Origin of the sequence: Mycolicibacterium helvum, from assembly GCF_010731895.1 — a bacterium.
In the GTDB taxonomy this organism is placed as follows: domain Bacteria; phylum Actinomycetota; class Actinomycetes; order Mycobacteriales; family Mycobacteriaceae; genus Mycobacterium; species Mycobacterium helvum.
Window position 1 is genome coordinate 1,443,525 of sequence record NZ_AP022596.1, and the last position, 12,639, is coordinate 1,456,163.

Consider the following 12,639-nt stretch of genomic DNA (forward strand, 5'->3'; position numbering starts at 1 on the left):
CTGGCGGAAACCGCGTAGACCAGCAAAGCGAAGCTGACCGTCTGACCGGGCTCGTGTCATCACGGTTCGCGGTCACCCGGCATCCGCCGTTCACCCCCTGCAGGCCCGACCAAAATTATGTTAATGAATATTCTCCATTCTGTTGACGGTTGGAGCGGCAGCGCCCTACGGTGACCACAAGTGGGGGACGTCGATATCGCGAGTTTCGGACTCGACGCAACGATGGGCTAGCGCAAGCTCTATCGCTTGCGTCGGCTCTTACGCTCGCCAAAGTGCATGGGGTTCACCATATTTGGCACACAGATGACATGGCCAGTCCGTGACGCTAGCTGACCCGGAGCCATCCGCGGTCGCTGCCGACACCCCCGGCGGGGTACAGGTCATCGAGAACTGGACCGCCGGATATGTGAAGCGACATCCGCTCGCTTCCCTCACGACCGTCGGTGACCAGTTCGTTCTCGGGGTGAGAACGTTGCAGTACTTGCTGGTGGATCTGGTCACCGGCCGCTTCCCGTTCAAGGAGTTCGTCCGTCAGGGCGCCTTCATGGCCGGGACGGCCGTCGTGCCGACCGTGCTGGTGGCACTGCCGGTCGGGGTGACCTTGTCGATTCAGTTCGCCCTGCTCGCCGGCCAGGTGGGCGCCACCTCCCTGGCGGGTGCGGCCAGCGGTCTGGCCGTGATCCGACAAGCCGCGTCCCTGGTGGCGGCCATCCTGATGGCCGCCGCCGTCGGCTCCGCCATCACCGCCGATCTGGGCTCGCGCACGATGCGCGAAGAGATCGACGCCATGGAGGTGATGGGGGTTTCGGTGATCCGCCGCCTCGTCGTCCCGCGGTTCGCCGCGGCGATCATGATCGGCGTCGCGCTCACCGGAGTGGTGTGCTTCGTCGGGTTCCTGGCCAGCTACCTGTTCAACGTCTACTTCCAGAACGGCGCCCCCGGCAGCTTCGTGGCGACCTTCGCCGCGTTCACCACACCGGGCGATATGGTGCTGGCGCTACTCAAGGCGGTGATCTTCGGCGCCATCGTCGCAGTGGTGTCCAGCCAGAAGGGCTTGGCCACCCAGGGCGGCCCGACCGGGGTGGCCAACTCGGTCAATGCCGCTGTCGTCGAATCGATCCTGATCCTGATGATCGTCAACGTCGTCATCAGCCAGCTCTACAACATGCTGTTCCCCAGGGTGGGGCTGTGAGGTGACTGCGTCGACGTATAGCCCGTTCCGGGTCCCGTGGATCCGGTTCACTCGAGCGCTGTCCTCGCCGGTTATTCGGCTGGGCCACATTTTGGTCTTCTTCATCCGTGCGGTGGCCGCGGTGCCGATCGTGTTGCGCCACTACCGAACCGAATTCGCCCGGCTGCTGTCCGATATCGCCTGGGGCAACGGCTCACTCGTGGTCGGCGGCGGCACCGCCGGGGTCGCGCTGGTCCTCGGTGTGACGGTCGGCGCGATCGTCGGCATCGAGGGCTACAACTTCTTGAACCTGCTCGGCCTGGGACCGGCCACCGGGATCATCTCGTCGTTGGTGAACACCAGGGAGCTGGCGCCGATAGCGGCCTCGCTGGCGTTCGCGACACAGGGCGGCTGCCGATTCACCGCCCAACTGGGATCCATGCGGATCGCCGAAGAGATCGACGCCCTGGACTCGTTGGCGATCCGGCCCATCCCCTATCTGGTCACCACCCGGCTGATGGCCTCGGTCGTCGCCGTGATCCCGCTCTACGTCCTGTGTTTGGCAGTGAGCTACCTGACCACCCAGATCGTCGTCGAGGTCATCAGCGGCGGATCGAATGGGGCGTATCTGCACTACTTCACGCTGATGCTGTCTGGCACCGACGTCTTGTACTCGCTGCTGAAGGCGGTCGTCTTCGTCTGGATCGCCTCGACGATCCAGTGCTACTACGGCTTCTACGCCAGCGGCGGACCCGAGGGAGTCGGTATCGCCGCCGGGCACGCCATGCGGGCGGCGATCACGGTGACGATCATCGTGAACATGCTCATGACCATGGCGCTGTGGAGCGTCGCCGCCGGAGCGAGATTCGGCGGATAGATGGCGAATTCGTTTGACCTGGACGGGCGCGGCCCCTCGGACCGGCAGCTGCTCTTCTGCGGGCTGGGCGTGCTGCTGGTGGCGTCGCTGGTGACCACGCTGCTGCTGGCCAAGTCCAACGGCAAGCTCGACAACTACGTCCGGGTGATCGCCGACCTGCTCAATGTCGGCGACGGGTTGCCGCAGAAGTCGGACGTGAAATACCACGGCGTGCTGGTCGGCTCCGTCGACAGCGTGATCCCCGCCGCGAACGGCCATCCCAATTACGTGCACATCGACTTGCATCCCGAATACGCCGGCTCCATACCGGCTTCGGTGACCGCTCGGGTCGTTCCCTCCAATGTGTTCGCGGTGTCAGCGGTGCAGCTGGTCGCCAACGGGGCCGGTCCGGCGATCCGCGCCGGCGAGCACATCCCCGAAGACACCGCCCTACCCACCGTGTTGTTCCAGACCACCATCAGCAAGCTGCGCGACGTGCTGGCCGCCACCGGTCGCGGACGCGAGGACCGCAGCGTGGGAATCCTGGCCGCCGTCAACACCGCCACCGAGAACCGCCGCGGCACGCTGCTCGCCAGCGGCGCCCAGCTCAACCGGCTGCTCGACCAGCTCAACTCGATCGTCAGCACCGACGAGGGGCCCTCTACGGTGTCCGCGCTGATCGACGCCACACACGGATTGGCCTCCACCGCACCCGATCTGGTGGACGCCCTGCACCAGGCGGTCGAACCGATGCAGGTGCTGGCCGAAAAGCGCTCGGCCCTGACCACGTTGCTCACCGGCGGCGCGCACACCGTGGGTACCACCCATACCGCGGTCGACAACCACATCGACCAGCTCACCGGTATCACCACCCACCTGACTCCGGTGCTGGGCAGCCTCGCGATGAACGCAGGGAAGTTCGTCCCGGCGTTCACGAAGCTGAACGAGTTGTCCCGCAAGTTCTTCGACGAGGTGTGGATACCCGAGCTGGATACCGCCAACATGCGCGTCAATCTGTCGTTGACGCCGAGCTATTCCTACACCCGTGCCGACTGCCCCCGCTATGGCCAGCTGTTGGGGCCCAGTTGCTACACCGCACCGGAGATCGTGGTGCGGCCCGACCTGCCCGAGATGCTGCTTCCGCAGAACTACCAGCCGCCCAAGGATCTGGCCCCGACACCGGGCACCGTCGTAGGACCGAATGGCAACCTCGTCGCCGTCGGCCCGCCACTGATCAACCCCAACCCCAACCTGACCGACCCGAATCCCCCTGTGCCACCATGGCTCTCCCCCGCACCACGGGTGCCGGGCACTGCCGATCCCGCGGACGCGCCGCCATCACCGGCGCCCGCGGCGCCACTGCCCGCCGAAGCGCCCGGAGGGTCCCGATGAAATTTCGCGCCCCACTGATCGGGCTGTCCCTGTTCATGGTCGTGGCCATAACGCTGACCTGGCTGGTCTATGTCACCCTGCGCCGCGATGTGGCCGGCCCCACCACCCCGTATGCCGCGATGTTCACCGACGTCTACGGACTGCGCGAAGGTGACGACGTCCGGATGGCCGGCGTGCGGGTCGGGCGGGTCGAAAAGATCGAGCTGAGCGGCAAATTGGCCAAGGTGTCGTTCGTCGTCCAGAACGACCAGCACCTGTTCGGCAACACCGTGGCGTCGGTGACCTACCAGAACATCGTCGGCCAACGCTATCTGGGGTTGGCCCTGGGTAAGACGGGCGACCCGGGACTACTGGCCCCACACACCACCATCCCGGTCGAGCGCACCGATCCGTCATTCGACGTCGGCACGCTGCTCAACGGTTACGAACCCCTGTTTTCCGTTCTCAACCCTCGCGACGCCGACAACCTGACCAAGGGCGTCATCCAATCATTGCAGGGCGATAACGCCTCGATCGTGGATCTGGTCAGCCAAACCTCCACCCTCACCGACACATTCGCCGGACGAGACCAAACGCTGGGCACTGTCATCACCCAGCTGAACACGGTGACGGGAAACCTCGCCACCCAGAACAAGAACCTCGACCAGGTGCTCTCCCAAACCAGCAAGGTCATGTCGGACTTCAACGCACGGCGCCCCGAGCTGGTGGACTCGACCGGCACCATGGCGAGGGTGATCCGCCAGCTCTCGACCATCTCCGACACCGTCGATCCTCAGTTGAACGACATGATCACCCGCCAGCCCGGTTTCACCGGGCACCTGGTCACCATCGAACCGCAGCTGGCGTTCACCGGTGACAACCTGCCGCTCATGCTCAAAGGACTGGCCCGGATCACCAACGAAGGCGCGTTCGGCAACGCGTACCCCTGCGATTTGAACCTCACCGGCTTCTTCCCCGGCCTCAACGATGTGGTGCCGATCATCGTCGACCACGCGACCCCGGGCAACAATGCCACCTACACTCCCCGATGCAGGAACATGGCCAATGGCTAAGCGCCGGCTGGAAAGCTACAACAAGACCTGGCTCGGTCTGATCGCCGTGGCCGTGGTCGGCGTCACCGTCGGGGCGATGCTGATTGCCAACGCCGCCAACATCGGTCATCGGCACTACACCGCGAAGTTCCTCCAAGCCGCGGCGCTGCAGACGGGGAACCCGATCACGATCGGCGGCATCCAGGTCGGCAAGGTCACCAGCATGAAGCTGGCCGGCGACCACGTCGAGGCCGGCCTCGAGGTGCGTGACGACGTCGTGCTGGGCAAGAACTCGCGGGCGGTGATCAAGGTCGCCACCATCCTGGGCTCCCGCTATCTGGCGCTGGAGCCCGAAGACGGTGGGACGCTGCCCGATAACACCTTCGACTTGGCGCACACCGAGGTGCCCTACGACCTGCAGGCCGCGCTGGCCGATGTGACCACCACCTACGAACAGGTCGACACCGACGCATTCGCGAAGTCGCTGGGGATCCTGGGCACGCAGATGCAGGGCCTGCCCGCCGTGGTGCCGCAGGCCATGCGGAACATCCAAACCCTGTCGACGGTGATCGCCGATCGCCGCGATCAGCTGGGTGCCCTGCTGAAGAGCACCGACACGGTGAGCAGCACCCTGGAACGTCAGCACGCCAACATCGCCGCGATGATCAATCAGGGGCAGGAGCTGATCGGCCGGTTCGTCGAGCGTAGTGCCACCTTCCACGCGATGATGGCGGCGCTGACCAATCTGGTGAACACGTTGAGCACCACGGTGGTGACCAATAGGGGCGAGCTGGACCAGACCATCAAGAATCTGCGCCAGCTGTCCGACCTGCTCGCCCAGCATGACGATCTGCTGCGCAGCACCCTGCAGGCCGGCCCGGTGGCATTGCGCGGTTTTGCGAACGCGAGCGGCACCGGCAACGCGTTCGATTTCAACACCCCGAACGGTCTGGTCATCGACTCCTGGATGTGCGCGATCAGCGGGCGGGCCAAGCAGTTCGGCATGGTCCAGTACTACAAGGACTGCAAGTGAACGCGCGGGCCAGACTGCTGGCGGTCGCGACAGTGATCACGGTGGTCGTGGCATCGGTGGTCACCGTCGCGTGGGTGTACGTCAAGTCGAGCACCGATCACATCACGTTGACCGCGCAATTCGACAGCGCGGCAGGACTTTATGTCGACAACACGGTCGCTGTGCTGGGCATGCCGGTCGGCAAGGTCACTGCGATCACCCCCAAGAGCGGCTACGTCGAGGTCCAGTTCACCGTCGACCGCGACGTGAAGATCCCCGCGGACGCCCAGGCGGTGACGATAACGACCTCGATCCTGACCGACCGCCAGATCGAGCTCACCCCGCCGTATCGGGGTGGCCCGACACTGGCGGACCATGACACCATCGGGCTGTCCCGGACCAAGACACCGGTCGAGTTCGCCCGCGTGCTCGGTGTGTTGGACAAGATCTCGACCTCGCTCAAGGGTGACGGCAACGGCAACGGGCCGGTCGCCGACGTCGTCAACTCGGGTGCGGCGATCGCCGACGGCAATGGCGAGAAGATCAAAAGTGCGCTGGGTGAGCTGTCGGATGCGTTGCGCCTGTCCGCCGACGGCGGTACGCAGACTCGGGATCAGCTGACCACGATCGTGCGTAACCTCAGCTCGCTGTTGCAGGCCGCCGCCGACAACGACGCAAAGCTGCGTGACTTCGGCACCACCGTGCGTCAGCTGAGCCAGATCGTCAACGACGAGGACTTCGGCAGCGGCACCACCGGCAAGACGATGAACACCCTGCTGACCCAGGTCGGTGACTTCCTGGAGAAGAACCGCGACAACATCAAAGCTGTTGTCAGCAATGGCAGTACGACGGCCAACACGCTCGTGGACCGTCAGCGCGATCTCAAGGAGTTCATCGACGTCGCCCCGCTGACGCTGGACAACCTCTACAACGTCGTCGACCAGCGCAACGGCGCGGCACGGGCCCGGGTGCTCACCGATCGGGTGTTGTTCGACAACCAGGCCACCAAGGAGATCTGCAACATGATGGGCTTGCGCCAGCTGGGGTGCAGCACCGGCACATTGCAGGACTTCGGACCGGACTTCGGCTTGACGTATGTCCTTGACGGCATGGCCGCGATGGGGCAGAAATGAAGCGCGCCATAGCGATCCTGGTCGTCGCGGTCGGCGCCACGGCGTGCTCGTCGAACGGGTTGTCCAGCCTGCCATTGCCTGCGCCGACCGTCGGCAGTGGCGGGTACCGGCTGACCGTGGTGTTCTCCAACGCGCTGAACCTGCCCGCCAACGCCAAGGTGAAACTCGCCGGCGCCGACGTCGGTCAGATGGAAACCATGGTGGCGCGCAACTACACCGCGGTCACCACGATCCGGATCATGGACGGGGTCCGGCTACCACAGGGCAGCACGGTCGAATTGCGTTCGGCCACCCCACTGGGCGATGTGTTCATCGCGCTGAAACCACCGGCAGCCGCCTCCGCAACCACACCGCTGTTGAAGGACGGCGACACCATCGGACTTGATTCCACGACGGCGGCGGCCACAGTGGAATCGGTGCTCAGCGCGGCGGCGGTGATGGTCAACGGCGGCGCCGTGCGCAATCTCACCAACGTCATCAACGGCATGGGCAAGGCGACCGGCGACCAGGGCCAGGCATTCGGGGACATCATCGCCAAGACCAACGGAACGCTGTCCAAGCTGGTGTCGCGCTCGGACCAGATCTCTGTGGCCCTCACCGAGACATCGCGATTGGCCACCGCTCTCGACGCCAAGAACCAGGCGCTGGCCGAGGTGATGGCCGCAGCGGGGCCCGCCACCGACACGCTGGCCGCCAACGCCGACACCGTCGCCGACGTCGTACAGCAGGTCGGTGACACCAGCAAGCAGCTGGAAAAGTTCCCGTCGATCGCGGGCACCGACACCAGCGGGCGCAGTGTGATCGCCGACGCCAACACCATCGCGCGATCGTGGAATGACTTGGTCTTGGCTCCGGATGCGAATCTGGCCGCGCTGAACCGGTTGATGCCGCCGTTCATCAAAGCCACCGCCAGCAATGCGATTTCGGTGCGGGCAAGCATCGACCGGTTGGTGCTCGGGTCGATCCCCGACGCCGGATTCGGCGGCGACGTCGGATTCCACGGGCCCAAGCGCTACGACTGGGCCCAGATGGCCGGCACGTTCAAGTACACGCTGTGGCGGCTACAGCAACGCGTCGTTGGGCAGGGCCCCGGCGTTGCTCAGGTTCCGGTGCTGCCCAGCCCGACTGACCCCGGCGCGCTGATCGTCGCGCCACCTGCCGGGCCGCCCGCATCGGAGCCACCGCCATGATCGACAAGGCTGCCGATCAGCTGGTGCGAGTGGTCGGGTTCGGGCATCGACACCGATTGTGGTTGTCGACAGCGGGTTTGGTGCTGACGCTGGTGATCGCGGCGGCCTATGTGTTGGTCGGCGCGCTGCGGGTGACGCCGTTCGACTCGGCGTATCGGGTGACGGTCGAGCTGCCGGAATCCGGCGGGCTGCTGCCCAATCAGGACGTCACGCTCCGCGGCGTGGCGATCGGACGGGTGCAGTCGCTGGCGATCACGCCCGACGGCGTCGCCGCGGTGGCCACGGTGCGTTCGGATGTCCGGATTCCGGCGGCGAGTCCGGTGCGGGTGTCGGGACTGTCCCCCGCCGGTGAGCAGTACATCGAGTTCACGCCGGAGTCCGATGCCGGACCGTACCTGCAGGACGGCAGCGTCATCGCGCAGACCAAGACGTCGGTGCCGGTCAGCCTGGCGCAGCTGTTGGCCAACGCCGACGGGATGTTGCGGCAAGTCGATCCGGCCAAGCTGGAGCTGATCAAGAAAGAGCTCAGCCTGACCAGTCAGGGCCCGCAGAAGCTGGCCGACATCATCGACGGCGGCACATTCCTGTTGTCCACGCTGGATTCGGTTCTGCCGCAGACCACGAGCATTCTGCGGACCAGCCGGGTCGTGCTGACGATGGCCGCCGACAAGAACCCGGGCATCAAGGTTGCCACCGGAAACCTCAGCCGCACGTTCACCGGGGTCGGCAAGATGCTCGACGGGTATCGCCGGTTCACCGACCAGACGCCGCAAACCCTTTCTGCCGCAGACAATCTGTTCACCGACAACTCCGACCCGATGGTGGGGCTGCTGACCAGCATGGCCACCGCGTCGCAGCTGTTGTATGTGCGGGTGCCGGCCCTCAACGCGCTGTTCCCGGACTACCGCGGGTCGCTGCTCGATGCGCTGGGCAGCATCATGCACGACAACGGTTTGTGGGCGACCGCCGACATCTACCCGCGCTACGCGTGCGATTACGGGACTCCGCGGCCGCCGGCGTCGTCGGCCGACTACCCCGAGCCCTACCTGTACACCTACTGCCGCGACGACGATCCCGCGGTGCTGATTCGCGGCGCCAAGAACGCACCGCGGCCGGCCGGCGACGACACCGCCGGTCCCCCGCCCGGCGCCGACCTGGGCCAGACCACCGACCCGACACCCAAGGGCCGCTACACCATTCCGACCCCCTATGGCGGCCCGGTGCTGCCGATCGAACCGCCGAGCTGAAGGAGATTACGGTGACCGTTACCAGTGAGACCGAGGTTGAGGCTGAGGTCGCGGCTGACGCTGAGGCTGAGGCTGCCGATGCACCCGAAACCAAGACCGAGGCTGCGGTCGAGGAACCCTCGCCCCGGCAGTGGCCGCGGCTGATCCGTCGTGGCCTGGTGTGGGCGTTGGTCGTCGGTTTGCTTGGGGCTTGCGGGTTCCTTGGCTGGCAGGTGTGGCAGGAGCGGGAGATCTCTGCGGCTTCGCGGGACGCACAGCAGGCTGCCGTGCACTACGCGCAGGTGCTGACGAGCATCGACTCGAACAACGTGGATCAGAACTTCGCCGAGGTGCTCAACGGCGCCACCGGCGAATTCAAGGACATGTACTCGCAATCCAGCGCACAGCTGCGCCAGCTGTTGGTGGACAACAAGGCCACCGCTCGGGGCGTGGTGATCGATTCGGCAGTGAAGTCGGCGTCGAAGAACCAGGTCGTCGTGCTGCTGTTCGTCGACCAGACGGTGGCCAACAAGGCCGCGCCAGATCCACGCATCGACCGCAGCCGGGTGAAGATGACCATGGACAAGGTCGACGGCGCCTGGCGGGCAAGCAAAGTCGAACTTCCCTGATTCGTATGCGATTCCGTCTATTTGGGGCTCTCGCGGTGGCAGCGCTGATCACCGCGCCGGTAGCCGATGCCTCGGCCCCCGATTTCTGCGGGAGCCTGGGAGCCGACTGGGACGGCCAGTACTGCCACACCTCGGTGCTCTCGGAACGCAAGGCGGTCCGCGACATCAAGGTGGCCGTCCCCGGGGATCTGATCGACAACCCGGTGACCGGTCCGACCATCCGGGATTATCTGACCCAGTTGGTCAACAACTGGCGAAGCGTCGGCGTGCACATGGTGGCCGACAGCTTCGGCGAGGAGAACTTCCAGATCCTGCAGCGCGGTGACGTGCTGAGTGTCGTGTTCCACGAGGACTATCACGCCGATGGCCCCAAGCCCAACAACGCTTTTCGCACGTTCACCTGGGACATGGCCCGCGGCATCCGGCTGGGGCTGGCCGATGTGCTGAAGCCCGGTGTGGACTTCAGCGCGATCGCCTCGCTGGGGCAGCCCTTCATCGAAGACGCGCTGAATCAGGCGCCGCCGGCCCATCAGCCGGGCAGCTACCCGTTCGTGGTGGATCGGTGGGGGCCCGACAAGGTGTATTCCGGCGGATACAAGGCGTGGGCGCTGGCCGGCGACGAGCTGATCCTGTACATGCCGGACTATCCGGTGGCGCACGATACGCCGCTCAACTACACCCCGGGCATCATGCAGTGGTCGATGGATGGCGGCACCGTACAGGCGCACATCCCGTTGGCTGCACTGAGTTCGGTTCTGCGGCCGCAGTACGGCGGGGCGTGATCTAGCGTGGAGTCTGTGTCAGATGGCGAACCCGCCATTCGGCGGCGGCCCAAGGACCGCAAGGCGCAGATCGCGCGTGCGTCGGCCGATGCGTTCGGATCGCAGGGCTATCACGCGGTCAGCATGGAGGACATCGCCGCGCGGGTCGGCATCACGCCGGCGGCGCTGTATCGGCACTCCCCCAGCAAGTACGACTTGTTCCGCGACGCCGTGCTGGGCCTTGGCCAGCTGCTGGTCGACGCCACCGCGTTCGCCGACGACCGCGCCGGCGAAGACCCGGCAGTGACGTTGCGGGCGTTGATATCTGCGTTGGTCGACACCACGATCGCCTGCCGCACGGCGGGCGGACTGTACCGGTGGGAGGCGCGTTATCTGCGTGACCCCGATCGTGCCGTTCTGGTCGATCAGCTCAAGGTGGTGAACCGCCGGCTGCAGGTTCCGCTGGCCCAGCTGCGGCCAAAACTGACGCCGTCTCAGTTGCGGACGCTGTTGACGGCCACGCTCAGCGTGATCGGCAGCATCACCGATCATTCCAATCCGCTTGCGGCCGGCGAGATCCGCGCGTGTCTGGCCACCATGGCGGCGGATCTGCTGGCCGCTGATGTGCCGACGAGTAGGCGCCGCACCGGCGTGCCGCGGGAAGCCGTCAGCGCCGGAGCCGAGGCTGGGATGTATGAGCATGTGCTCTACGAAGCGGTGCGGCTGTTCTACGAGAACGGCTACCGCAACACGAGCATGGAGGACATCGCGTCCGCGGTCGGTATCCAGGCGTCCGGGTTGTACCGGTTGTTTCCGGGTAAGGCCGACATCCTGGCACTGGCCTATCGGCGGGCGGCTGATCGGCATTCCAGTGACACCGTCGATGCGCTCTCCCGCACCGCCGATCCGGAAGCGGCACTGGAGGAGCTGATCGATGACTACCTTGGCCGGGTGATGGAGTCGCCGGATCTGCCGTACGTGTATTACACGGAGCGGCAGAATGTTCCGGAGGCGGATCTGCGGGTGCTGGAGACCATCGAGCATTCGACGTTGGATGCGTGGGCGCGCCTGGTGACGGCGGCACGGCCCGAGATGAAGATCGGCGCCGCCCGGTATGCGGTGGCCGCCGCGTTCTCTCTGACAGTGGACTTCGGCCGGCTCTTCAGTCGCGATTCCAGCACCGACTCGGTTGCCACGATCCGGCGGCTGATGGAGGTCACGCTGCTGGGCCGGCCGGTGCGGCGGCGTCGATAGGCGTTTCGCCGAACGTGGGGGTTGTCGTCGATTACTCGCCACGTCGTCAACGACAACCCACACTCTCGATGCACCTGTGGATGGGTGTATTCGTGTGACAGGCGAGTCCCGCAAGGTAGGGGCGTGCACGACGGGCCGTTCGTTGGGACGACGGCGATCGCGAGCGGACTGGTCACCGACTACCAGCTGCGCACCCGCTATCGCGCCGTGTACCGCAACGTCTACTTGGCCAATGAGTTGTCGTTGACGGCATCACGACGAGCACAGGCGGCATGGCTGTTCGCCGGCCCCGACGTCGTTCTGGCCGGGATATCGGCGGCTGCGATCCACGGCGCCAAGTGGTTGGACGGCACCGCGTCAGCGGAGATCATTCGCGCCGATCGCCATGGACCGCCGGGCATCCTCGCGCGCTCGTATGCAATCGCGGATGACCAGGTGTGCACGCGGCGGGGTATCCGAGTCACCACTGCGGCGCGCACCGCGTTCGATATCGGACGCAGTCTCCCCCGGGACAAAGCCGTCCCACTGCTCGACGCGCTGATGAACGCCACCCGTCTCAAGCCCAACTCCGTCTTGGCCATCGCTGACGCGAGTCCCGGCGTGCGAGGAGTCCGTCGGCTAAGGGCCGCCATGAAACTGGCTGATGGCGGTGCCGAATCACCGCGCGAGACGCGGGTCCGTCTGCTATTGATCGGCGCGGGCCTGCCGGCGCCAGAGACGCAGATCGAGTTCTTCGACGACTACGGCGATGTCGTGATCCGCGTCGACATGGGCTGGCGGAGATGGAAAGTCGCAGTCGAATACGACGGCATACAGCATTGGGCCGATGGCAGGCAGCGGTCCTGGGATATCGATCGCATCGCCATTCTGGAGTCACAAGGGTGGGCGGTGGTTCGGGTCAGCGCTGACATGCTGGGGCGGTCTGAGGTGATCATTGCGCGCGTCACGGCGAAGCTGCGCGCTGCTGGCTGCCCCGTCTGACGC

Annotated in this window: 12 protein-coding genes; all 12 read left to right on the forward strand. The window is 65.6% G+C overall.

What is annotated here, in order from left to right; all coding sequences use genetic code 11:
- Positions 1 to 319 precede the first annotated feature (319 nt).
- The gene (locus G6N38_RS06585; RefSeq protein WP_163746786.1) at positions 320 to 1,192 is read left to right on the forward strand and encodes an MlaE family ABC transporter permease; all 873 of its coding nucleotides are present in this window, start codon (positions 320 to 322) and stop codon (positions 1,190 to 1,192) included.
- Between the two features lies 1 nt (position 1,193).
- On the forward strand, positions 1,194 to 2,048 hold the full coding sequence (locus G6N38_RS06590; protein ID WP_163746787.1) for an MlaE family ABC transporter permease: 855 nt from the start codon (positions 1,194 to 1,196) through the stop codon (positions 2,046 to 2,048).
- A complete protein-coding gene (locus tag G6N38_RS06595) occupies positions 2,049 to 3,419 on the forward strand; it encodes an MlaD family protein (RefSeq protein WP_163746788.1) in 1,371 nt (456 codons plus the stop codon).
- Complete coding sequence (locus tag G6N38_RS06600; protein WP_163746789.1) at positions 3,416 to 4,471, forward strand: MlaD family protein; 1,056 nt, start codon at positions 3,416 to 3,418, stop codon at positions 4,469 to 4,471. The genes G6N38_RS06595 and G6N38_RS06600 overlap by 4 nt, the downstream gene beginning before the upstream one ends.
- Positions 4,464 to 5,483, forward strand: coding sequence for an MCE family protein (locus G6N38_RS06605; protein WP_163746790.1), 1,020 nt, complete (start codon positions 4,464 to 4,466; stop codon positions 5,481 to 5,483). Before G6N38_RS06600 ends, G6N38_RS06605 begins: the two co-directional genes overlap by 8 nt.
- Positions 5,480 to 6,595 carry an MCE family protein gene (locus G6N38_RS06610; protein ID WP_163746791.1) on the forward strand — a complete coding sequence of 372 codons (1,116 nt, stop codon included), beginning with the start codon at positions 5,480 to 5,482 and terminating at the stop codon, positions 6,593 to 6,595. The genes G6N38_RS06605 and G6N38_RS06610 overlap by 4 nt, the downstream gene beginning before the upstream one ends.
- Positions 6,592 to 7,785: an MlaD family protein gene (locus G6N38_RS06615; protein WP_163746792.1), complete on the forward strand. Its 1,194-nt coding sequence runs from the start codon at positions 6,592 to 6,594 to the stop codon at positions 7,783 to 7,785. Before G6N38_RS06610 ends, G6N38_RS06615 begins: the two co-directional genes overlap by 4 nt.
- On the forward strand, positions 7,782 to 9,032 hold the full coding sequence (locus tag G6N38_RS06620) for an MlaD family protein (protein ID WP_163746793.1): 1,251 nt from the start codon (positions 7,782 to 7,784) through the stop codon (positions 9,030 to 9,032). The genes G6N38_RS06615 and G6N38_RS06620 overlap by 4 nt, the downstream gene beginning before the upstream one ends.
- A 5-nt stretch (positions 9,033 to 9,037) precedes the next feature.
- Positions 9,038 to 9,640, forward strand: coding sequence for an Rv1363c family protein (locus G6N38_RS06625; protein ID WP_407662976.1), 603 nt, complete (start codon positions 9,038 to 9,040; stop codon positions 9,638 to 9,640).
- A gap of 5 nt (positions 9,641 to 9,645) precedes the next feature.
- Positions 9,646 to 10,422 (forward strand): mannan-binding lectin, encoded by a 777-nt coding sequence (locus G6N38_RS06630; protein WP_163746795.1) that lies wholly within the window; start codon positions 9,646 to 9,648, stop codon positions 10,420 to 10,422.
- Positions 10,423 to 10,458: 36 nt separating this feature from the next.
- A complete protein-coding gene (locus G6N38_RS06635) occupies positions 10,459 to 11,655 on the forward strand; it encodes a TetR/AcrR family transcriptional regulator (RefSeq protein WP_163751845.1) in 1,197 nt (398 codons plus the stop codon).
- A gap of 123 nt (positions 11,656 to 11,778) precedes the next feature.
- On the forward strand, positions 11,779 to 12,636 hold the full coding sequence (locus G6N38_RS06640) for an endonuclease domain-containing protein (protein ID WP_163746796.1): 858 nt from the start codon (positions 11,779 to 11,781) through the stop codon (positions 12,634 to 12,636).
- Positions 12,637 to 12,639: the final 3 nt, after the last annotated feature.

Excerpts from the sequence above, each read along its gene's own strand:
- G6N38_RS06595 (WP_163746788.1), top strand. The coding sequence starts at position 2,049 with ATGGCGAATTCGTTTGACCTGGACGGGCGCGGCCCCTCGGACCGGCAG.
- G6N38_RS06600 (WP_163746789.1), top strand. The coding sequence starts at position 3,416 with ATGAAATTTCGCGCCCCACTGATCGGGCTGTCCCTGTTCATGGTCGTG.
- G6N38_RS06605 (WP_163746790.1), top strand. The coding sequence starts at position 4,464 with ATGGCTAAGCGCCGGCTGGAAAGCTACAACAAGACCTGGCTCGGTCTG.
- G6N38_RS06615 (WP_163746792.1), top strand. The coding sequence starts at position 6,592 with ATGAAGCGCGCCATAGCGATCCTGGTCGTCGCGGTCGGCGCCACGGCG.
- G6N38_RS06620 (WP_163746793.1), top strand. The coding sequence starts at position 7,782 with ATGATCGACAAGGCTGCCGATCAGCTGGTGCGAGTGGTCGGGTTCGGG.
- G6N38_RS06630 (WP_163746795.1), top strand. The coding sequence starts at position 9,646 with ATGCGATTCCGTCTATTTGGGGCTCTCGCGGTGGCAGCGCTGATCACC.